Source organism: Vibrio fortis (genome assembly GCF_000695685.1).
Lineage (GTDB): Bacteria > Pseudomonadota > Gammaproteobacteria > Enterobacterales > Vibrionaceae > Vibrio > Vibrio fortis_A.
The window spans coordinates 17410-39162 of the sequence record NZ_JFFR01000002.1 but is presented as its reverse complement, the minus strand read 5'-3'; the positions used below and the strand labels follow the sequence as shown (position 1 = coordinate 39162).

Annotated in this window: 17 protein-coding genes; 10 read left to right on the top strand and 7 right to left on the bottom strand. The window is 44.5% G+C overall.

Features of this window, described 5'->3' with window-relative positions:
* Positions 1-267: 267 nt before the first annotated feature.
* Both serC and VFDL14_RS22320 read right to left on the bottom strand, forming a co-directional pair.
* Positions 268-1362 carry a 3-phosphoserine/phosphohydroxythreonine transaminase gene (serC, locus tag VFDL14_RS22315; protein WP_032548722.1) on the bottom strand — a complete coding sequence of 365 codons (1095 nt, stop codon included), beginning with the start codon at positions 1360-1362 and terminating at the stop codon, positions 268-270.
* Between the two features lie 195 nt (positions 1363-1557).
* Positions 1558-2820: a DUF945 family protein gene (locus VFDL14_RS22320; protein ID WP_032548721.1), complete on the bottom strand. Its 1263-nt coding sequence runs from the start codon at positions 2818-2820 to the stop codon at positions 1558-1560.
* A gap of 185 nt (positions 2821-3005) precedes the next feature.
* On the opposite strand from VFDL14_RS22320, the gene VFDL14_RS22325 reads away from it, so the two are divergent.
* From VFDL14_RS22325 to VFDL14_RS22335, 3 genes are all read left to right on the top strand, one after another.
* Positions 3006-4949: an ATP-binding protein gene (locus tag VFDL14_RS22325; RefSeq protein WP_032548720.1), complete on the top strand. Its 1944-nt coding sequence runs from the start codon at positions 3006-3008 to the stop codon at positions 4947-4949.
* Positions 4942-5439 (top strand): response regulator, encoded by a 498-nt coding sequence (locus VFDL14_RS22330; RefSeq protein WP_032548719.1) that lies wholly within the window; start codon positions 4942-4944, stop codon positions 5437-5439. Before VFDL14_RS22325 ends, VFDL14_RS22330 begins: the two co-directional genes overlap by 8 nt.
* A gap of 187 nt (positions 5440-5626) precedes the next feature.
* Positions 5627-6169, top strand: a complete 543-nt coding sequence (locus VFDL14_RS22335; protein ID WP_032548717.1) for a hypothetical protein — start codon at positions 5627-5629, stop codon at positions 6167-6169.
* Positions 6170-6289: 120 nt separating this feature from the next.
* On the opposite strand, the gene VFDL14_RS22340 is transcribed toward VFDL14_RS22335, so the two are convergent.
* Positions 6290-6871, bottom strand: coding sequence for a TfoX/Sxy family DNA transformation protein (locus VFDL14_RS22340; RefSeq protein WP_084181764.1), 582 nt, complete (start codon positions 6869-6871; stop codon positions 6290-6292).
* Positions 6872-7235: 364 nt separating this feature from the next.
* Between VFDL14_RS22340 and VFDL14_RS22345 the strand changes: the two genes are divergently transcribed.
* The 5 genes from VFDL14_RS22345 (at position 7236) to VFDL14_RS22365 (ending at position 12833) form a co-directional block, all read left to right on the top strand.
* Positions 7236-8156, top strand: a complete 921-nt coding sequence (locus VFDL14_RS22345) for an HDOD domain-containing protein (protein WP_032548715.1) — start codon at positions 7236-7238, stop codon at positions 8154-8156.
* Positions 8157-8190: 34 nt separating this feature from the next.
* Positions 8191-9096, top strand: coding sequence for a lysine exporter LysO family protein (locus VFDL14_RS22350; RefSeq protein WP_032548713.1), 906 nt, complete (start codon positions 8191-8193; stop codon positions 9094-9096).
* 207 nt (positions 9097-9303) lie between these two features.
* The gene (locus tag VFDL14_RS22355; RefSeq protein ID WP_032548712.1) at positions 9304-9831 is read left to right on the top strand and encodes a hypothetical protein; all 528 of its coding nucleotides are present in this window, start codon (positions 9304-9306) and stop codon (positions 9829-9831) included.
* A gap of 133 nt (positions 9832-9964) precedes the next feature.
* Positions 9965-11608, top strand: a complete 1644-nt coding sequence (gene panP / locus VFDL14_RS22360) for a pyridoxal-dependent aspartate 1-decarboxylase PanP (RefSeq protein ID WP_032548711.1) — start codon at positions 9965-9967, stop codon at positions 11606-11608.
* A gap of 370 nt (positions 11609-11978) precedes the next feature.
* Positions 11979-12833, top strand: a complete 855-nt coding sequence (locus VFDL14_RS22365; protein ID WP_032548710.1) for a MurR/RpiR family transcriptional regulator — start codon at positions 11979-11981, stop codon at positions 12831-12833.
* 69 nt (positions 12834-12902) lie between these two features.
* Here VFDL14_RS22365 and VFDL14_RS22370 read toward each other — a convergent pair whose 3' ends face one another.
* Positions 12903-14183, bottom strand: coding sequence for an iron-containing alcohol dehydrogenase (locus VFDL14_RS22370; protein WP_032548709.1), 1281 nt, complete (start codon positions 14181-14183; stop codon positions 12903-12905).
* A gap of 436 nt (positions 14184-14619) precedes the next feature.
* Between VFDL14_RS22370 and VFDL14_RS22375 the strand changes: the two genes are divergently transcribed.
* Both VFDL14_RS22375 and VFDL14_RS22380 read left to right on the top strand, forming a co-directional pair.
* Positions 14620-14883: a GrxA family glutaredoxin gene (locus VFDL14_RS22375; protein ID WP_032548707.1), complete on the top strand. Its 264-nt coding sequence runs from the start codon at positions 14620-14622 to the stop codon at positions 14881-14883.
* Between the two features lie 234 nt (positions 14884-15117).
* The gene (locus VFDL14_RS22380) at positions 15118-16800 is read left to right on the top strand and encodes an aspartate:alanine antiporter (RefSeq protein WP_032548705.1); all 1683 of its coding nucleotides are present in this window, start codon (positions 15118-15120) and stop codon (positions 16798-16800) included.
* A 497-nt stretch (positions 16801-17297) separates the two neighbouring features.
* Here the strand turns inward: VFDL14_RS22380 and fabV are convergent, their stop codons facing one another.
* The 3 genes from fabV to VFDL14_RS22395 form a co-directional block, all read right to left on the bottom strand.
* Positions 17298-18500, bottom strand: coding sequence for an enoyl-ACP reductase FabV (gene fabV / locus VFDL14_RS22385; RefSeq protein WP_032548703.1), 1203 nt, complete (start codon positions 18498-18500; stop codon positions 17298-17300).
* Between the two features lie 209 nt (positions 18501-18709).
* Positions 18710-20992, bottom strand: coding sequence for an acyl-CoA dehydrogenase (locus tag VFDL14_RS22390; RefSeq protein ID WP_032548702.1), 2283 nt, complete (start codon positions 20990-20992; stop codon positions 18710-18712).
* A 55-nt stretch (positions 20993-21047) separates the two neighbouring features.
* Positions 21048-21677, bottom strand: coding sequence for a TetR/AcrR family transcriptional regulator (locus VFDL14_RS22395; RefSeq protein WP_032548700.1), 630 nt, complete (start codon positions 21675-21677; stop codon positions 21048-21050).
* Positions 21678-21753 lie beyond the last annotated feature (76 nt).

Sequence of the window (21753 nt, the reverse complement as noted above, 5' to 3'; positions counted from 1 at the left end):
CGCAAATTTGCGGCGATACGTTATACAGTATTTGTCCATTAAAAAGAAGAAAATTCACTATGGCTCCTCCCCTTTCAAAGTTCGATACGAGGAGAAAACCCAAAGTCATTTACAATAACCCGTACGGTTATAATTGGCGAGCGAATTGTCATCAGGGCTTGAGCTAGCTCATCATATGTAGACCTTCAAAATAAAAATTTTATAAAAGACACAAAAAAGGGTGTCACACTGTGACACCCTAACTAATAAGTATTGTCTATTTAACGACTAAGCGTTCTCTTGCTCGAACTCTTTCATAAAGTTCACCAACGCTTGTACACCTTCAAGCGTCATCGCATTGTAGATCGATGCACGCATACCACCCACAGCTCGGTGGCCTTTTAGAGACTTAAGACCAGCTTTGTCCGCTAGCTCTAGGAACTTGCCATCAAGCTCTGGTTTAGCCAATTGGAAAGGCACGTTCATGCGAGAACGGTTTGCTGGGTGAACTTCGTTACGATAGAAGTCTGATTCATCAATTGCGTTGTAAAGAAGCTGAGCTTTCTCTTGGTTCACTTGCTCAACGGCTTCTACACCACCTTCTGCTTTCAACCACTTAAATACTAGGCCAGACAAGTACCAAGCAAACGTAGGTGGAGTATTGAACATAGAATCTTTCTCTGCCAATACCTTGTAGTTCAAGATGCTTGGTAGAACTGAGTTGGCCAGTTCTAGAAGGTCATCACGAACAATCACGATACAGATACCAGCAGGGCCAATGTTCTTCTGAGCACCCGCGTAAATCACACCGTATTTTGATACGTCAATTTTACGAGAAAGAATATTTGAAGACATGTCCGCAACAATTGGCTTGTCCGTTACAGGCAGTTCGTTGATTTCGATACCATCAATGGTTTCATTCGGGCAGAAATGAACGTAAGCCGCTTCTGGGTCAATCTTCCACTCACTCGCTGGAACTACCGCAGCTTTACCATCGACGGTTGTCTTAGCGTTGAACACGTCAATCTCTGCGTATTTGCTCGCCTCTTTTACTGCACTCTCAGCCCAGTAGCCAGCATCAACGTAAGTTGCTTTTGTTTTGTCACCCAGTAGGTTTAGTGGAACTGCTGCAAATTGAGCACGCGCACCGCCCTGACAAAACAGTACTTTGTAGTTGTCTGGGATGTTCAGAAGATCACGTAAGTCTTGCTCCGACTCATCCGCGACTTGAATAAATTCTTTGCTGCGATGGCTGATTTCCATCACGGATGTGCCTAGGCCATTCCAGTCAATAAAATCCGCTTGCGCTTGCTTCATTACTGGTTTTGGTAATGCTGCTGGACCTGCACTGAAATTAAAAACGTTATCTAAAGTGTTTTCCATGGGGGGTGATGCTCCTGCTCGATAATAACTGTGGCTCGATGTAACTGTAAATCGATATATCTATGCAAGTAATACCACGTTTTACTCAACATAAAAAGCAACAAAAGAGGTCTACAGACCTCTTTTGTTGTGTATCGATTAAAAACCTTAGCTTTGGCTAGCTAATAGGCGTATTCACGATGCTTGTGCTTCAAATTACTGCATTAAAGCAGGCATTAACAGCGCAATTAATGGAATTTCTTGCCCATTTTCAAAGACTAAATTTCCATTTTCTAGTGCAGCGTGAATTTCGTAGCCAGTTTCCGTTTGCTTAATCATCTCCATAACGATCAATTCGTCGATGCCTTCCTGGATAAATGGGTACTCTTGTACCAGTTCATTAGAAAAGCTTGAGCTAATGTCACCCTTTAGAGCTGGGATAATAAGGCTTGGATCGCTGCTAATGTTTTCGGTGCCTTCTGGAACACTGACTAGCCACTTAGAGTGGAACTCACCCTCGCCCAAATCCAACGAGATGTTCTTCATCGAAAGGTCAAAACCTTTTGCGAATAGGGTATCAATGTAAGGAATGATCTGCTCAATATCTTCCTGCGTGAGCACAGGGTTTGACTGATAAATCTCAAACACTTTCTCGAAAGATTGGCTATCTAACTTATCCATCTCAAAATCAACATTAAGGTTGTTCACCTCACCGTCGCTGGTTTGAATCGATGCAATGTTCAGTTTCAGATTACTGCGCAGGCGTTTCGTTGCCTCATCAAGGTGTGATTCAAAATCATATTGAGAGTTTTGAATAGACACATAAGGCTGCATTTGCGCATCCGTTACAGCAAACGAATCAATGGTGAAGTTCTGAGTACCTAACCAGTAGCCCTTTGCTTGTTTACCTTCTCCCACACCTTTCAGGTTAGATAACGTCATCTCTTCGCCAGATGGGAAATCAATCTGAATAGAAGGAATATCAAGCTTGTAATCAATCTGTCCCAGTACAGTGGCATGGCCAGATATTGTCGACTTAGTAATAGAAACTGAGGTTTCATTCTCAGCAGTACCTTGATGGTTCAACTGGCTCAGTTCTAAGTTAAAGCTGGTGTTACCATTCAACTCAGTGCTCGTAGTCAGAGTCAGTGGTAGATCCGGTTGGTCTTCCAGAGTCGATAGCGCATCAAGACCAATCAGGCCATGGCTAACGTCACTGTTAACAACATATTCAGTTGGCAAGCCATCAATGGCTAGCTGCTCTTTTAGGCTCTCATCGATAATCGTGATGCGTGTTTTTACATTTGATGAGAAGTAGCCGCGGTCGTAATCAACAATTTCAGCCTGAATGCTAGAACTGTTCAATGTTGCGATACCATCTGTAATCGCATTCTGCCCAATCTGGCCAACGGCTAGTGGCCAACAGAGTGCTAATGAAATGGCGCCACCAATGGCACCGATTTTTCTAAGCTGTTCCATGTGTTCTCTTTAATTACGATCGTTTGTAATACTCAGTCTAACCTAACAATAGCAATCAGGAAACATTGAGTTAAATCAGTCTATTGCTGAATACTTCAATCAGCTCAACAAATTACCAACTAGCTCTCATCCTTTACTGACGCATATTGATACTCTAGGCCTAGGGAAGTTATAGAGGGAAAAACGTGAATCAATACGCTGTTATTTGTTTAGATAATAATCCAATTAGCATTGAGCGAATCAGGATTGAACTCGCGCCACTTTCCGCGACGTTCGATATCTACACGGCCGAAGATCTCGACGAAGCCCATCAAGCCTTAAAAGACATTCACGACAACCACCAAACCGTCGCTTTGGTGATTACCCATCATCACTCTCAGTTTAATGGCGTTCAGTTCCTTATCGAACTCGAGCAGTTGCCTCATACTAATACGGCGCGTACGATTTTGGTTAGCGCATCGTCAGATATCCAAATTATCTTAACAGCTGTCAATGAAGGACGCTTGAATCACTGTTTGACCAAACCCGTTCCAGACCAAGTGCTGTTCAAGTCTGCCCAAAAGGAGCTCACGTCTTTTATCATCAAATATGCGGCAGACGACCTACTCACTTATAGCCAGGTACTGGACCAGCAGCGAATCTTGCGTGCTCACATCGAACAGAAAATACGTTCATTCCAGTCCGGCTTTATTCACGACTTCCATCAGCTCTCCGATGCAGCTTTGGCTGAGAAAGTCGTTAACGCGCTGCAAGATTTCTTCTCTCAAGATGATAAGACCAAAGCAATTCGCGCCTACTCTTCTGACCACCTTTTAACTAAGGAAGGTGAAGACAACCGTTTCTTGTGGTTTATCACTGAAGGTGAAGTTGCTCTATATAAAAAAGATGAGCTAGGTCAGCAACGTGAAGTGGTAAGACACACCAAAGGGAACATTGTCGGCGGTATGTCGTTTGTGACTGGCGAACCCTCTTTTTCTACCGCGATTACGCTCACGCCAACGCACGTTATCAAGTTAGACCGGGATGTATTCTCGCAAGTGATGCATTCGAACAGTACCTTGTTACCACTGTTCACCAATCTACTGCTGCGACACTTCAACCGCCGCCTGCAAAGGAGCATTACCACTAAGCTTCGCCTGCAAGAGACACTGGAGTCACTTGAGTCTGCCCACCAGCAACTGATTGAGAAAGAGAAGATGGCGATGCTTGGACAGCTAGTCGCAGGTGTTGCTCATGAGTTGAATAACCCTATTGCCGCGATACTACGCAGTATCGAAACACTTGCTGATAACCTTGACTCGATTCTATTGAATTCAACCCTACCGAATTCATCATTGGCCACTCAAGTGCTCGACACAGCCAAGCAATCTAAACCACTTTCGACCGCCCAAGAGAGAGACTTAGTCAAAGCCCTCTCTTCAACAATTAGTGACCGCGCAATGGCGAAGAAAGCGGTGAAATTGAATCTAACCGATCAACCGCAGGTGATTGAGACACTACAACAGTCGCCTACAGCAGCCAAAGAGTTGCTCAACGATTTAGAGCATTACCATTTGGTTGGAAACTCTATTCGCTCGATCCATGTTTGCAGCAAGCGAATTGCGGATATGGTCAAAAGCCTTAAAGGTTACGCAAGGCAAGACGATGAGGCCAAACTGCATGCCGATCTTCATGAAGGGCTTGAAGATACGCTGGTGATTTTTGAAAACAGGCTGAAGGTTCATAACGTAGAAAAACACTACGACAGCAGCCTACCTCGACTGCTTTGCCAACCATTGGCATTGCAGCAAGTTTGGACCAATCTCCTGTCTAATGCTTTGGATGCCCTACCTGAGCGCGGCACGATTGAGGTTACAACCTCTCAGCAACACCGTGACCAACAAGCTTACTGGGTTGTCGAAATAAAGGACAACGGACATGGTATCGACAGCGCCAATCTTGAAACTATTTTTAGCCCCAATTTCACGACCAAGAAGGAAGGAAACTTCGGTCTAGGAATTGGACTTTCTATTTCCCAACAAATTGTGACTGCGCACAGCGGATTCATTACTGTTGACTCAGAGCCGGGCAGCTATACCTCGATGCAGGTATGGTTACCTCTCGATTCACAAGGAGCCTCAAATGAATAAGTACCTAATACTATGTGTTGATGACGAGCCAGAAGTGCTCAATAGTGTTCTTCAAGACCTTGCACCATTTGAAGACGATTTTGTGGTTGAAGGCGCTGAGTCAGTCGACGAGGCAAAAGAAGTGATCAAAGAGATGCAACAAGACGGCGTAAAATTGGCACTGATACTCTGCGACCACATCATGCCAGACAAAACCGGCATCGATTTTCTGATTGAGTTGAACCAACAGCCTTCAACACAACCCACTCGTAAACTTCTTTTGACTGGGCAAGCGGGTTTAGAAGACACGGTAACTGCAATCAATAACGCAGCGCTCGACTTCTACATCTCGAAACCTTGGCGTGGTAACGAACTTAGAGCCACCATTACCCAACAACTGACCGACTATGTGATTCAAGAAGACGACAATTTGTTGCAATGGACAGCTATCCTCGATACCGAAAGAATTCTTACAACTATGGCGAATAAACGCACCAGTTTTGGCGAGTAGACTGCAAATCTAGCAATCAAAGTTGCACAATGGCACTCAATTTGCTTACTTTTTAGCTAAATGACAAATGAATGACATTTAAAAGGATTACTTTTCTACAAGTTAGACTAGAATGTCTCGATATTTATTGTTTGTGCCACTGGGTGCAGACACAGGGAATTAACATTAATAAAGGTTTACTGTCGTTATGCGTAAAATTCTACTGACTACCGCTATGCTTCTGGCATCTAGCCAAGCATTTGCAGCCGATGACCAACCACAAGTAATGAGCAACTTTAGCTACGATTACTTTGAAGCTCGTATCGGCGCAAGCCCAGTTACTTTCGGTGGCGCGTTCAGTAAGTCAATCCACCCAAATGCTCACGCTGTAGCACGTATCGACTCTGAGTTTGAAGGCGATTTCGATTCTGGCGTTGGTCTTGGTTTCCACTCTCCAATCAACAACTGGGCAGACCTTACTGGTGAAATGCTAATGCGTATCGTACAGCCAGAAGACTCTAGCTCTACTGATCTGGGTATGGAGCTGAACCTAGGTGTTCGTCAATGGTTAGGTCCACAACTTGAGGTTGGTGGTAAAGCGGGTTACGTATCTATCGATGACAACGATGATTGGATCGGTTCTGTTTACGCTCGTTTCCACTCTACAGAGCTATTCTCTCTAGGTGCAGAAGCTCGTATCAACGACTTCTACGGCGATCAAATCATGTTCACTACTCGCTTCAAGTTCTAATAGACTTTAAGCTGCCCCCACAAGGGTAGCTCAATAAGCGATTGAATAGATAAACAAAAACCGAGGATTATGTCCTCGGTTTTTATTTATATTGAATAATCTTAAGCATATAGGTGGATTCTAGTGGCAGTTCTTCAATAGCTGTTGTTTGCGAGGTTCTTGAAGCAGTTTCCAGTGAATACCATCAATTGCACCTGCAAATTTCCAAAGTAGCTTTAGGTCTACATCGTTGCCGTAAGTTTTACGAACCTTACTGAAAACTTCAGATGCGCCTAACTGCATGAACATAGAGACGTCTTCAACGCCCGCCTTTTTAACCATACGCTCTAACGTGAGCTGCATGTTAGGTAGGTCACGCAAACGGCGGCTAGCAGTCGATTTCTTGAAACTACGTTGTTGAACTGAATTATCGATAGAAGTTCGAATAATGCTATCCAGCTCAGGGTGCTCACACGTAAACAGATCGGTAATATCGTAGTAATTTACAGTGGCTGTTGTCTGCTTTTTGACGTGGCGATATTTTTCACAGTCTAGATCCGTCAATTTTTCATCTAACGATTCACCACCGCGAATAAATAAACAACCTTCGCTAATCAATGCAAACATCGCATCGCTCTGAAAGAGGCCTGTACCTCCAAACATTGAACGTTTTTGGTGCTCACCAAACTTACTTACGTAATTAATAAATGCTGTCTCGGTCATATCCATTGATCCTTAATCAAATTACCCCGATTAGTACGATCACCAGATAAGCAGCTTTTTGTATGCGAAAATAAAATGTTCTAAATATAGGCGAATATTATGAGTTGCTTTCCACCTTTGAAATAAATCATACTTCGAAAAGAAAATTAAGTCTGGACTTAGCTCACAGCAATTAATTGACTATCGCAAAATTTCATGACTAGTATCACATTACGCCATTATTTGGCGCTTTCATTTTGACGCCTAGTGTTATCCCGGTTCAAATTTAGTTGTTTTTAGCCTGAGCCGATTTTTGCTTTTGTACTATTGCACGGCAGCATTGCGGCTTGTAAACTGGAACCGTCTTACAATTTACTCTCTCTATATGAATCATTTATCCTTCTATTGGCTTCCTGAGAACAAAGCACTTCTACTCAAAGGACTTGAAACTGAGTTCGCACAACTGGTTAGTAGCTCTATTGCCTCTGGTAAAATCAACTTACCTCCCATCCCAGATGTGGTTTTGAAAATTCAGAAACTTTGTACCCTCGAATCAACAGGAATCGCCGATGTAGCAAAATGTTTGCTCGAGGATCCAGGGTTAACAGCCATAGTGATTCGTGTTGCCAATTCCGTAGTGTTCAACCGCCGCAACATCACCTGTGTCGATATCATGACTGCCGTTTCTCGTCTCGGGATTCTGCGCGTTCGCGACATTGTGACCGCACAAGCGATTGAACAACTCAAACACAGCGTCAATCTAAGCCAAGATTGTAATCAGTTGCTAAGACAAAGTGCGTCGATTTCAAAAGAGCTTGGCGCAACTATGGTGTTGGTTACAAACCAGTTTAAAGAGTACGAGCCGCAAGAATATAGCTACCTAGAGCAAGAAAAAGCCCTATTAGTCGGCTTACTTGCTGATATCGGTCTGTTCTGTTTAGTTAGCGAGTATCACAACTACTTAGAGAGAGGTAATTACCTCGACCAAGACATCGCCTTGCAAATCTTCCAGACCCAATGTTCAGCTACCAGTCAATTGGTCTTGAAACAGTGGGGATTTGATAGTGATTTTATTGATGTCTCCTCGAATAAGTCCTCTATAAACAGTGAGAAAGACGTTTCTTACCTCGATATTGCACGAATTGCTAATCATCTCTTGATGTTTAGAAACAATGATGAAAACATCGACTCTCACCAAGTCGAACTTAACGTCACAGGAGCTGAAGTTCTCTATCAACTCAGCAACTTAAATGACAATGAGTTCCACGGACAGCTTAACGACGTTATCAATGCGAGCGGTTTATAAGGCAATAGACCGCTAAACCAGCATCGAGGGAATCATGTTTACAGGGATGATCTTCATTTTTGCCCCGCTTGTGGTGGGGTACCTATTTTCTATTTCTAATGAAAAGACACTGGATACGATTAATCGTGCTACGTCTTCTCTGATATACGTCATTCTTGGTTTAATGGGATTAAGCCTCGCCGCACTCGACAACCTAGGTAGCAACCTACAAACGATTTTGCTCTACACTGCAACATTCTTCGTCTGCCTAAGCGCGTGCAATCTGCTGGCGTTGCCTTTAATTGATAAGGCCCTTCCACTTCAAACAGACAGTAGTCAGAAGAAACTGCCACTCTCTTCCATGGCGCTCGAATCTGCTAAATTGATTCTAGTGGTTGGTACTGGTCTTATTGTCGGTCTGCTACTGCCAATTGGTTTGAGCTGGGTGGATACAGCCAGTGAGTGGATTCTGTTCGCACTGCTGTTCTTCATTGGTATTCAACTTCGAAACAGTGGCCTAACACTACGCCAAATTCTCTTGAACAAACATGGTATGGTGATTGCCGCCACTATTATCGTCACCTCCATGCTAGGCGGGGTGATTGCTGCCTACCTGCTAGATATCCCGCTGTTTCGTGCTTTAGCAATGTCATCTGGCTTTGGTTGGTATTCACTTGCCGGAATTTTAATGGGGGACGCCTTTGGTCCCGTTTATGGCGGCGCCTCTTTTATGTTGGAGTTACTACGTGAATTAGTCGCTCTGGTCGTGATTCCGATGTTGATACGAAGCTACCCTTGTACTTCTATTGGGTACGCGGGCGCGACAGCGATGGACTTCACCCTTCCCGTGATACAGACAACAGGCGGTGTACGTTGTGTACCTATTGCGATTGTCAGTGGCTTCATTTTGAGCCTGTTAGTGCCGGTATTGATGCTATTCTTTGTATCTCTTGCTAACTAGATCGCAGGAATGGGCCCTATTTTCCATTAGAATGCGTCGGTGTCTCTGTACTCGATACACTGAAATTGCCCAAGATACTGAAACAGTTACCGAAATAAAAAGACATTAAGTGTCGTTGCTCAACAAATACTAACCACGGTAATCTGTGAAGACATAGTTCTACATAAAAATTAGTTCTAAAAAGAATAAACCCAAAAAGGAACCACTATGAAACGCCTTTGTGTCGCACTACTGCTAGCATCAACTTCTACTTTCTCTTTTGCAGCAGAGAGCTTAACTGGAAACCAACAATGTCTTGCTGAAAAATACGATGCGTACATCGACGCATCTCTAAACTGGTACTCAGATCTTGCTGATCTAACTTCAGCTCAATACCCAGAGCTTAAAGAAGTGAGTCAGTGGTTCCTTGAAGGCCGTAAGCACCACTTTGAATTAAACCGTGCTGCTGTTCGCTACTACCTAGTTAACGATTCAAGCAAAGTCGCTACGGAACGATCTGTTGAAGGTTGGCTGAAGCTGGAGCAACATGACATCAAAGCACTGTCACAACGTGATGATGAGCTAGGCAAAATCGCAAAGACAACCTTCGATGATCGTCAGTCTAAGCCACACGCTCAAAACTACGAGCTACGTTCTGCATTTGCAGAGCTGTTAAGCCACCCGAAACAGATCGATACTGCCCTTCAGCGTTACAACCAATCTATCGCTAAAGTAGAAAATACTCAGTGTAAATAGCGACATAAACGTGACTTCTTCTAGAAAGTTACGTTTATGGGAAGTGGGATTTCATAATTAAGACGGGACTTTGTGCCCGTTTTCGTTTAGATTGTCCCGCTCGCGTCAATATTAGAAAAATAACTCGCTTGCTATGGTTACGGAACAAAAAACAGCAGATGTAAGCTTTGACAGCCTACTGCGTATCTTCACGGTACCAGAAGGTCCAGACTCAACACTTACACAAATCGAAGACAAACTGTCACAAAACCTAAATCAATTTCTACGAGAGCACATCGTGGCTGAAGAGAAGCCGCTTCGTGAGATTGAGAAGGATTTTTCTAATGCTCATATCCCAGAGCAGCCAGAGTTTGTTTCTGAACATACCGAGCATCTACTCGATTCACTTGTTTCTCACTCAGTTCACACATCAGCGCCAAGCTTTATTGGTCATATGACGTCGGCTCTGCCGTACTTCTTGATGCCGCTGTCAAAGATCATGATTGCGCTCAACCAGAACTTAGTGAAGATCGAAACTTCAAAAGCATTCACACCACTTGAGCGTCAAGTGTTGGGGATGTTGCACCGCCTTATCTATCAGCAAGACGACACCTTCTACTCTCGCTGGATGCACAGTGCTAACCATTCGTTGGGCGCTTTCTGCTCAGGCGGGACGATTGCTAATATCACCGCACTTTGGGTTGCACGTAACAATGCACTTAAGGCACAAGGCGAGTTTAAGGGCGTTGAGAAAGAAGGCCTGTTCAAGGCTATGAAGCACTACGGCTATGAAGGCTTAGCGATTTTGGTTTCTGAACGTGGTCACTACTCTCTGAAAAAAGCTGCGGACGTACTGGGTATCGGTCAAGAAGGTCTTGTGTCGGTTAAAACTAATAACGACAACAAAATTTGTACCGAAGATCTGAAGCGTAAGATCACTGAGCTAAAAAGTAAAAACATCAAGCCGTTTGCAGTAATCGGTGTTGCGGGTACAACAGAAACCGGCAACATTGACCCACTAAAGAAAATGGCTGAAATTTGTGCCGAAGAAGCGTGTCACTTCCATGTAGATGCTGCTTGGGGTGGTGCAACGCTTATGTCGAACAACCATCGTCATCTGTTAGATGGTATTGAACTGGCAGACTCAGTGACGATTGATGCGCATAAACAGCTCTACATCCCTATGGGTGCGGGTATGGTGCTATTCAAGAAGCCTGACGCTATGACAGCCATTGAACACCACGCGCAGTACATTCTACGTAAAGGTTCAAAAGACCTAGGAAGCCATACTTTAGAAGGCTCTCGCTCTGGTATGGCGATGCTTGTGTACGCAGCCATGCACATCATTAGTCGTCCAGGTTACGAGCTACTGATCGACCAAAGCATTAATAAAGCACGCTATTTTGCCGACCTTATTAAACAACAAAGTGATTTCGAGCTCGTTTCTGAGCCTGAATTGTGCCTTCTGACTTACCGTTATGTGCCTGAAAGCGTTAAACTAGCTCTCGAAAAAGCTGATGACGCTGACCGTACAGAACTTAACGAACTGCTCAACGAATTGACGAAGTTCATTCAGAAGAAACAGCGTGAAACGGGTAAGTCTTTTGTGTCTCGTACGCGTCTTAACCCTGAAGCGTGGTCACACCAACACATCATCGTGTTCCGTGTAGTTCTTGCCAACCCGCTAACGGGTAATGAGATCCTAACCTCAGTATTAGAGGAGCAGCGCGAAATCGCTAAGCTAGCTCCGAACCTAATGGGTAAGATCACAACGCTAGTCAGTAAGATTCACTCATAGTTATTCAAATTTAGTTGCATCAGATTGAAAATTTATTTCTTTTTGATGTAACTAACACGTCATTTCCACGCCTATTTGCACTTTTTTTACTCAGATCCTCTTCCAGTTTTGTAGTTTTCTAAAATTTTGTTGAGGTTTGTCATATTCTGAAGCATTCATCCCGTGTTTTTGTATTAGTAAATAGTGTGTTAGGTTTATACTTATCCTATGGTGCTAGTTAAAAGTATATCTATTTGAAACGGCAGTACTAAAGAGCATTATCGTTGTAGCTTGTTTTTGCTTGATAACTCTTCACTGCTATTTGTTTCAGCCACTCCCCTGGTCAGCGGATATTAACTAGCAAGTTGTTCTCTATACCCTCGTGAACACTATGAATACATTAGAAAAAATACAAAAAAACCTGGAAAATTTCAGCAAGTCTGAGCGTAAAGTCGCCGAAGTCATTATGGCTTCCCCTCAAACTGCTATTCATTCTAGTATCGCTACATTGGCAAAAATGGCCGATGTGAGTGAGCCTACTGTTAACCGCTTCTGTCGTCGTTTAGATACGAAAGGCTTTCCTGACTTCAAATTGCACCTAGCTCAGAGCTTGGCAAACGGAACTCCTTATGTGAACCGTAACGTTGAAGAAGATGATGGCCCAGATGCTTACACGCATAAGATTTTCGAATCAACAATGGCGTGTTTAGATGTGGCTAAAAATAGCCTAGATTCAATGCAAGTAAACCGTGCGGTTGACCTGCTAACGCAAGCTAAGCGCATCTCTTTCTTTGGTTTGGGCGCGTCTTCGTCTGTTGCAAGAGATGCTCAAAACAAGTTCATCCGTTTCAATATCCCAATCACCTGTTTTGAAGACATCGTGATGCAACGTATGAGCTGCATTAACTGTAGCGACAACGACGTTATCGTTCTGATTTCACACACTGGCCGTACTAAGAGCCAAGTTGAAATTGCGAACCTAGCTCGCGAAAATGGCGCAACAGTTATCGCCATCACGGCTAAAGACTCTCCACTGGATAAGGCAAGCTCACTGTCTATTTCATTGGACGTGCCTGAGGACACTGACGTTTACATGCCAATGGCAAGTCGTGTGGTTCAGATGACAGTTATCGATGTCCTGGCGACAGGCTTCACGCTGCGTCGTGGCACTGGTTTCCGCGAAAACCTAAAACGTGTTAAAGAGTCACTGCGTGATTCACGCTACGAAAAATACTCTCAGTTCTAAACTGAATGTAGACATATTAAAAAACGGAGCCTCATGGCTCCGTTTTTGTTTTATCAAACTTATTAATTTTTATATCGTCCAGCTATTGCCCTTTTCGACGACGCTGTTTTCCGAAGCTAAAGAGTTAATAATCGTAAAACTCGATTCCGTTCCGCTTTCACGGTAGCTCTTATGCTGTAGCTGTGAAGAATCACAACTGCAGTCGCGACAAACCTTCTCTAAGATGTGTACCAATCGCGCCTTATTAAGTGGCAGTGGATTTCCCTTGATCGCTACCGACTTCATTGCATCCTCAGCAACCTCTTCAAACGGCGTTTTGCACACACCAAAGTGAAGAAGGCTCGGTATTTCAAGTGTCTCGAGTAACTCTGAAAGCCAACTGACTGACTGCTCCTCAATTGCGTTCTCATCGCCCGTTACGATTGCAGCAATACGTTGATAGCGAGCTAAGATATCGTCGCGCCCCTGCTCTCTAGCGACCTCAATATTCTCTAGCATCACCAACGGCGCTAAACGACCAGTAATGATGCTGTGTGGAGCATGTATCTTTCCCCCCAATGCCGATGCCAAGCCATGTGCCGCTCCCAATTTAGCATTAGTAATTGCCATGCCACCTAGCATCGACGCAAACGCCAGATCAGCGCGAGCTTGGGGTTGGTCTTCTACACACGCTTTAACCACCGACCCACTCAACTTTCTTAGCCCTTCTTCACAAATCATATCGGTGAGTGGATTTGGATCGCCACAAACATAGGCTTCCATTAAGTGAGTGAAGGCATCCATTGCCCCGCGGCCAGACAGATACAAACTCGTACCATAAGTAAGTGTTGGGTCGACAATAGCCACGTCTGCAAGCATATCAGGACTGCGTAAACTGATTTTGACCTGATCTTGTCCAGACTTTAGTACTGCATTTTTGGTGACTTCAGCCCCCGTACTTGCCGTGGTTGGGATCGCAATGAAAGGTAATGGCTTGGTCTTCAAAGGCACATTGCGTCCAACGACTTCTACATAGTCATACACATTGCCCTGATTGGGCAAAATCGCCGCCAACGCTTTCCCCATATCAATTGCACTGCCACCGCCCATAGCAATCACCATATCGGGCTTAAAGCGGCGTGCAGAAGTAGCGGCCTCCTCGACCATGGTTATATTCGGCTCACCCGACACGGCGATGTGCTGGTAACGCATACTCTGTGCGTCGAGATATTCGGTAACAATCGTGGTTCTGTCTAGGTTACTCCCAGTCACCAGTAACACACTGTAGCCATACTGATTAAACTGAGACAGTGAAGACGGTAATGCTCCTTCACCAAAGATGATCTTTGTAGATGTCATAAATTGAAACATGGTGCCTCCTGCGCCTATGACCAAACAATACTACGAACTCTTTGTTATTGTGGTTTGCTAAAACTTCTATGCGGTTATCTGTTTATTTGAATGCTATATGATTTATCTAACTACAAGATGCCCGTAACTGAATCGATTTTTTTTGACTCGGTGCAACTTGTCGCATTAAAAACGCCTCAAAGTCAGATTATTAGTGCTGATTCACATTCTGTACCCTATCTCCTTGCGTCTAGCGAGGGCATTAGAGGGAAGCGGAGGTGTTGGTGAATATTATTTAAGCTGATAGGTAAAACCTATCGCATTAACAGGCAATTCCATCTTTATTTCCCCATAGCATTGAGGCATAGTTGGTTTTAAGAATTTTGAGTCGTATCCCTTTAAGAATAGTTAACATATTTGGGTTAACGAGCTTCATCCCGTATTTAGGAGAAATGAAATGTTTGTAGTAATCTTTGGTCGCCCTGCTTGTCCATTCTGTGTTCGTGCTAAAGAGCACGCTGAGACTCTTAAAGCTAAGCGCGATGACTTCAACTATCGTTATGTTGACATTCACGCGGAAGGCATCAGCAAAGCTGACCTAGAGAAAACTGTAGGTAAGCCAGTTGAGACTGTTCCTCAAATCTTCGTAGACCAAGAGCACATCGGTGGCTGTGATGACTTCGAAGCATACGCAAAAGCAAACCTAGGTCTTTTCGATTAATCGAAAGCGTTGATTAAAATAGGTTAAGCCTGACGCAAAGCCTATCAAATCATTGAAGAAGCCCTTTTCTAAAGCTCACGTGATTCACGTGAGCTTTTTTAATACCTAGAACAAAAATGAATCACGTTAAAATCAAGTAAAATAGCAAATTAGCGCTTATAATTTATCTATAATTAGATACAATTCACATCTCTACACTATCTTATCTTTCACGCCTTATACTGAGCTGCTGCTGTGAATATCGACGTTGTACTTTTGCTTGAGCAAAACCCTATTCTTCTCATCTTTGTCGTATTAGCGATTGGCCTTGCCATTGGTAAAATCCGCTTTGGAAATCTTCAATTAGGTAACTCTATTGGTGTCTTAATCACCTCATTAGTAATGGGTCACCTTGGCTTCTCATTCAATGCAGAAGCGCTAACCATCGGCTTCATGCTGTTTATCTACTGTGTTGGTATTGAGGCTGGACCAAACTTCTTTGGTATCTTCTTTAGAGATGGTAAACACTACCTCATTTTGAGCTTGGTTGTACTCTCCACGGCTATCGCCCTCACCTACTTCTGTAGTGAATACTTGGGGCTAGGGTTCGGCTTATCAGCAGGTATGATGGCTGGTGCACTCACGGCAACGCCAATTCTTGTAGGCGCACAAGATGCCCTCAACTCTGGACTCGCAGAAGTGCCACGCAACATGGACATTGCCCTAGTTATTGAAAACCTGTCGGTTGGCTATGCGATGGCATACTTAGTCGGCTTGATCAGTATGATCATGTTCGCACGTTTAATTCCAAAACTGCAAAAGGTCAACCTGCATGACTCTGCGGAGCAGATAGCTCAAGAGCGTGGTTTAGGTGCATCTGGTCAGCGTAAAGTTTACCTGCCAATCATTCGTGCATACCGCGTAGGACAAGAGCTCATTGACTGGACAGACGGCAAGAACCTGCGTGAGCTTGGTATCTACCGTCAAACAGGTTGTTACATTGAACGTATCCGTCGTAACGGCATTCTTGCCCACCCAGATGGTGATGCAATTCTGCAAGAAGGTGATGAGATCGCGCTAGTGGGCTTCCCAGATAGCCATGCTCGTCTTGATCCTAGCTTTAGAAACGGTAAAGAGGTATTCGACCGTAACCTTCTTGACCTTCGTATCGTAGAAGAAGAGATCGTCGTAAAAAGTGACAGTATCGCGGGTAAACGCCTTTCAGACCTCAACCTGTCTGAATATGGCTGTTTCTTGAACCGTGTAGTGCGTGCTCAAATCGAAATGCCGATGGATTTGAACATCGTTTTAGCGAAAGGTGACGTTCTGCAAGTCAGTGGTGAGAAGAGCCGTGTTCATGGCCTAGCTGAGAAAATCGGTTTCATCTCGATTCACAGCCAAATGGCAGACTTAATGGCTTTCTGTAGCTTCTTTATTCTGGGGATTCTATTCGGTCTAATTACAATGACATTCGGCCAAGTTTCGTTTGGTCTGGGTAATGCTGTTGGCCTACTGCTTTCAGGCATTATGCTGGGCTTCTTACGAGCAAACCACCCTACCTTTGGTTATGTACCTCAGGGTGCTCTGAACATGGTCAAAGACCTAGGTTTAATGTTCTTTATGGTCGGTATTGGACTTAGCGCCGGTGGCAAGATATTTGAGCACTTAACTCAGGTAGGCCCGCAAGTCATAGGCATCGCTCTGATCGTCAGTGTGCTGCCTGTTATCTTCGCTTATCTCGTGGGCGCTTATATCCTCAAGATGAACCGTGCACTACTGTTTGGTGCCATCATCGGTGCAAGAACCTGTGCACCCGCGATGGACATCGTAAATGACCACGCACGTTCAACTATCCCTGCTCTGGGCTATGCCGGTACGTACGCGATAGCCAACATATTGATGACTCTAGCCGGTACTTTCATCATTATTGTCAGCTAACGATAAAATTCGCTCCGACTTTTCTAATGCACTAATTCAGCTTTGGGTTAGTGCATTTTTTATTGCTCCAAATCTTGTCGTATCTACAACTCATGTTCTTCATTTACTTTGATAGTTCACTTCGTATCTCGTGCCCGCCCTTCTATCTTTTCTCATCTCGATACTCGTATCTCGCGTCCGCTCCTATATCCTTTCTCATCTCGCCACACGCATCTCGAATCTGCTCTTAACTTCCTTCGCATCTCGGCACTCGCGCCCCGAATCTGCTTTTAATCTCTTCGCATCTCGATACTCGTATCTCGCGTCCGCTCCTATATCCTTTCTCATCTCGCCACACGCATCTCGAATCTGCTCTTAACTTCCTTCGCATCTCGGCACTCGCGCCCCGAATCTGCTTTTAATCTCTTCGCATCTCGAAACTCGTATCTCGCGTCCGCCCCTAGATCAAAAAAGGCGCTCAATGAGCGCCTTTTAGTATTTAGACCTAGCTAATTAGATTAGATGTCTGCTACATCAAACTCAACAGCTGGGTTAACGTCTGCATCGTAGTCTACGCCTTCAACGCCGAAACCGAATAGTTTCAAGAACTCTTCTTTGTACTCTACGTAGTCAGTCAGTTCTTTTAGGTTTTCTGTCGTGATTTGTGGCCATAGGTTACGACAGTGTTCTTGGATATCTTCACGAAGTTCCCAGTCATCTAGACGTAGACGGTTCTTCTCATCCACTTCTGCTGCGCTGCCATCTTCTTTGTATAGACGTTGGCTGAACATGCGGAAGATCTGTTCCATACAACCTTCGTGTACGCCTTCTTCACGCATCTTTTTGAACACCATTGCGATATACAGTGGCATTACTGGAATTGCAGAACTTGCTTGAGTCACTACAGACTTAAGCACAGCAACGTTTGCAGTACCGCCAGTTTGACCTAATTTCTCGTTAAGAGCCGCTGCAGCGCGGTCTAGGTCCATCTTCGCTTTACCTAACGCGCCATCCCAGTAGATTGGCCACGTTAGCTCAGTACCGATGTAGCTGTAGGCAACTGTCTTACAACCGTCAGCAAGAACACCAGCTTCAGAAAGAGCGTTGATCCAAAGTTCCCAGTCTTCACCGCCCATTACTGTTACTGTATCTTTGATCTCTTCTTCTGTTGCAGGCTCAACGCTTGCTTCGATGATCGTATCTTTGTTTGTATCAACGGCTGTTGAAGTGTAAGTCTCACCGATAGGCTTTAGAGAAGAACGAACAACTTCGCCAGTCTCAGGCATTTTACGTACTGGAGAAGCCAGAGAGTAAACCACCATGTCAACTTGACCTAGGTCTTCTTTAATTAGGTCGATTGTCTTTTGCTTAGCTTCATTAGAGAAAGCATCACCATTTAGGCTTTTCGAGTATAGGCCTTCTTCTTTTGCTAGCTTGTCGAATGCTGCTGAGTTGTAGTAGCCAGCTGTGCCCGGCTTTTTCTCAGTACCAGCTTTTTCGAAGAAAACACCGATAGTTGAAGCGCCGCCACCAAATGCAGCTGCGATACGAGAAGACAAGCCATAGCCACTTGAAGAACCCACAACAAGTACACGTTTTGGTGCATTTGCAATTGGGCCTTGAGCTTTGGTGTAAGCGATTTGTTCTTTTACGTTAGCTTCACAACCAACTGGGTGTGTTGTAGTACAGATGAATCCGCGAATTCGAGGTTTGATGATCATATTCAACTTCCTTAAAAAATCCCTGTTAGGATAAAAGTTTCGTCTACAAATGGCATCTAATTTCTTCAAAAATGTGGCTAAAATGCAAGTGGTTGGAGCACTCGGGTTGTATTTGCAGACATTTGTTCAAAATTCTAGCAAAGTTCTGGTTGTGTGCCGTACAAATACAAAAAAGGCACCTCGAAAGGTGCCTTTTGATGATATTTCTATCAAGCAACGCTATTTAGCTTAGGTTTCAGCTCTTTTCGCGTCAAAGTTTCACTATAGTCGTGACTAAAGTGGTCAACTTGAATCGCAGCATAGCGCAGTTTGTCTGCTGCTAAGATTTGGTCCACTTCAGCTTGTGTTAACACTTCAGCAGCCAATGCTTGCTCTAGTCGGTCAGCCAACAGGCCTTTACGTGCTACCTTACCTTCTTTCACTGCTTTGAAGATCTTACGCTCTAGTGGTTTGATATCGTACATCGCAATGAATGCGTTCTCCATCAAACCAACGCTGTCATCTTCATCTTGGCCAATGTAGCAAAGGTGCGTTAGGCGCTCACGGTGCGCTCCTGGAGTCATTAGACTTTCAGCAAGTTTCACTGTTAGCGTATCGCTAGGCTTCTCGAAGTGGTTGCCCACTGGGAAGATTAGCCCTTTCAGAACCTTACCCACTACCTTGTTAGGGAAGTTACGGTATGCTTCCTGTAGCGACTTAGCCGCGTGGTGGAAACAGTGTTGTACTGCGTAGTGCAAGTAATCTAGGTCAGCTTGTTGACGACCTTCATCTTCATACTTCTTAAGCGCTGCAGAAGCCATGTATAGGTAACTTAGACCGTCACCTAGACGTGCAGAAATTAGCTCTTTACGTTTCAGTTCACCACCCAGAGTTAGCATTGCAAAGTCAGCACTCACTGCAAGAGCACGGCTTAGACGAGTTAAGTCTTGGTAGTATGGTTTCGTTGGACCGCTCATATCCGCTTTGATGAACTTAGAGCCTGTTAGTGCAGCACCAAAGGCACCAAACGTGTTCTTAGTTGCATGAGAGATGTGTTTGAATAGCAGATCATCAAACTCTTTCGCGCCTTGCTTCTCATCTGGGTTAGCCGCTGCTTCCATTTCACGAAGTACGTACGGGTGACAACGCGTTGCACCTTGACCGAAGATCATCAGGTTACGTGTCAGGATGTTTGCCCCTTCCACCGTAATCGCAACTGGAATACCTAGGTACGGCGCAGCCAGATAGTTCATCGGACCGTCTTGGATTGCACGACCAGAGTGGATGTCCATCGAGTCGTTCAAAATGGTACGCGCCATTTCCGTCATGTGGTATTTGGCAATCGCGGTTACGATACCCGGTTTCTCTTTTAGGTCGAGAGAAGTCGTGGTCAGTGTACGCGTTGCTTCGAGTAGATAAGTTAAGCCACCAATGCGACCTAGGCTTTCTGCGACACCTTCAAACTTACCAATCGACATACCAAACTGCTTACGAACGTATGCGTATGCACCGGTTGTGCGCGCTGTTAGGTGGCCCATTGCTGTACCGAGAGCCGGTAACGAGATACCACGACCTGCAGACAGACACTCCACCAGCATACGCCAGCCTTTACCTGCGTAATCCGCACCACCGATTAACCACTCCATAGGGATAAATACATCGTGACCACGTGTCGGGCCGTTCATGAACGCAAGACCGAGTGGGTCATGACGCTCGCCAATCACTACACCTTCGTGATCAGCTGGGATAAGAGCACATGTAATACCGATATCTTCTTTATCACCTAGAAGCTTTTCTGGATCGTGCAGTTTGAATGCAAGACCAAGTACGGTAGCAACCGGCGCTAGCGTGATATAACGCTTATTCCAGTTAAGACGAATACCTAACGTCTCTTTGCCTTCGTGCATGCCCATGCACACAGTACCAACATCTGGGATGCCGCCTGCATCAGAACCGGCTTCAGGGCCTGTTAGAGCGAAACATGGGATGTCTGTACCGTCAGCTAGACGAGGTAGCCAGTAATCTTTTTGCTCTTGAGTACCATAGTGAGACAGTAGCTCACCCGGGCCAAGAGAGTTTGGAACCATTACCGATACTGCAGCACTGATACTTCGAGTAGCGATCTTGGTTACGATTGTTGAGTTCGCAAGCGACGAGAAGTTTCGACCACCATACTCTTTCGAGATAATAAGTGAGAAGAAACGCTCTTTTCGTAAGAAATCCCACACTTCCTTTGGAAGGTCACGGTCTTCTTTAACGATCTTATGGTCATCAAGCATCTCTAGAAGAGTTTCAAGCTCGTTGTCCATGAACGACTTCTCTTCTGCTGTCAGCTCCGGTTTTGGATATTGATGCAGTTTTTGGAAGTCTGGCTTACCAGAAAAAAGCTCTCCATCCCACCAAACACTACCGGCTTCCATCGCTTCTTTCTCAGTGCTAGAAAGCGGCGGCAGGACTTTTTTGAAGAGTTTAAAAGCTGGGTCACTTACCCATTTTTGTCTTAGAGAGCTCATAGTTCAGATCCTTTTGTTCACTATTTTTGGTGTGAATTTATGCTTCTTATTGTTCTTACTCTTTAGCTGACATGCCTGCCGCTAAATAAGGAATCAAGATATCGACAACAGCTTTCGCATCAACCTCTCTTCCATAATCATTTTCTGATATTTCCATCAGTGCTTGGCTTGACGCCATGGTGAATACACATGTCCCGAGGGTGAAGTGCAATCGCCAGAATAACTGTTCTTGAGTGAGGTCTGGATTGGCCTTCATTACCGAGCTGGTAAATAGCCCCAAAACGTCACTGTAACGTGTAGTAATGAACCAACGCAGGTGGCCTTGAACATCGGTATAGCCACGTCCAATTAACAACATGAAGCGGCTCGTGCCGTCTGGTCTCACATCGTTAAGCGAGCGTAGTGGCGACCTCAAAGATTCAAACACATCACTCATCGTATACGTTTCGTTCAAATTAAGGTTCACTAGTGCATCTTGGAGTGCAGGCATGAACGCTTCTAGGTAACGATTGATCACTGCTCGAACCAAGGTCTTTTTATCGCCGAAGTGGTAATTTACCGAAGCTAGGTTCACATTTGCTTTACTTGTTATGGTACGTAACGAAGTATCGTTAAAGCCATGCTCAGCAAACAATCCCTCTGCTACATCCAGTATCTTCTCTTTGGTCGAACTTCTTGGTGCCATTTCAATCACTCGTATTAAACAACTGTTTGAAATATACCCATAGAACATTTATTTAACAAGTAAGCAACATCACATT

What these genes read in the sequence shown, in the direction of transcription:
- serC (WP_032548722.1), bottom strand. Translation starts at nt 1,362, where the DNA reads ATGGAAAACACTTTAGATAACGTTTTTAATTTCAGTGCAGGTCCAGCA.
- VFDL14_RS22320 (WP_032548721.1), bottom strand. Translation starts at nt 2,820, where the DNA reads ATGGAACAGCTTAGAAAAATCGGTGCCATTGGTGGCGCCATTTCATTA.
- VFDL14_RS22330 (WP_032548719.1), top strand. Translation starts at nt 4,942, where the DNA reads ATGAATAAGTACCTAATACTATGTGTTGATGACGAGCCAGAAGTGCTC.
- VFDL14_RS22335 (WP_032548717.1), top strand. Translation starts at nt 5,627, where the DNA reads ATGCGTAAAATTCTACTGACTACCGCTATGCTTCTGGCATCTAGCCAA.
- VFDL14_RS22340 (WP_084181764.1), bottom strand. Translation starts at nt 6,871, where the DNA reads ATGACCGAGACAGCATTTATTAATTACGTAAGTAAGTTTGGTGAGCAC.
- VFDL14_RS22345 (WP_032548715.1), top strand. Translation starts at nt 7,236, where the DNA reads ATGAATCATTTATCCTTCTATTGGCTTCCTGAGAACAAAGCACTTCTA.
- VFDL14_RS22350 (WP_032548713.1), top strand. Translation starts at nt 8,191, where the DNA reads ATGTTTACAGGGATGATCTTCATTTTTGCCCCGCTTGTGGTGGGGTAC.
- VFDL14_RS22355 (WP_032548712.1), top strand. Translation starts at nt 9,304, where the DNA reads ATGAAACGCCTTTGTGTCGCACTACTGCTAGCATCAACTTCTACTTTC.
- panP (WP_032548711.1), top strand. Translation starts at nt 9,965, where the DNA reads ATGGTTACGGAACAAAAAACAGCAGATGTAAGCTTTGACAGCCTACTG.
- VFDL14_RS22365 (WP_032548710.1), top strand. Translation starts at nt 11,979, where the DNA reads ATGAATACATTAGAAAAAATACAAAAAAACCTGGAAAATTTCAGCAAG.
- VFDL14_RS22370 (WP_032548709.1), bottom strand. Translation starts at nt 14,183, where the DNA reads ATGTTTCAATTTATGACATCTACAAAGATCATCTTTGGTGAAGGAGCA.
- VFDL14_RS22375 (WP_032548707.1), top strand. Translation starts at nt 14,620, where the DNA reads ATGTTTGTAGTAATCTTTGGTCGCCCTGCTTGTCCATTCTGTGTTCGT.
- fabV (WP_032548703.1), bottom strand. Translation starts at nt 18,500, where the DNA reads ATGATCATCAAACCTCGAATTCGCGGATTCATCTGTACTACAACACAC.
- VFDL14_RS22390 (WP_032548702.1), bottom strand. Translation starts at nt 20,992, where the DNA reads ATGAGCTCTCTAAGACAAAAATGGGTAAGTGACCCAGCTTTTAAACTC.
- VFDL14_RS22395 (WP_032548700.1), bottom strand. Translation starts at nt 21,677, where the DNA reads ATGGCACCAAGAAGTTCGACCAAAGAGAAGATACTGGATGTAGCAGAG.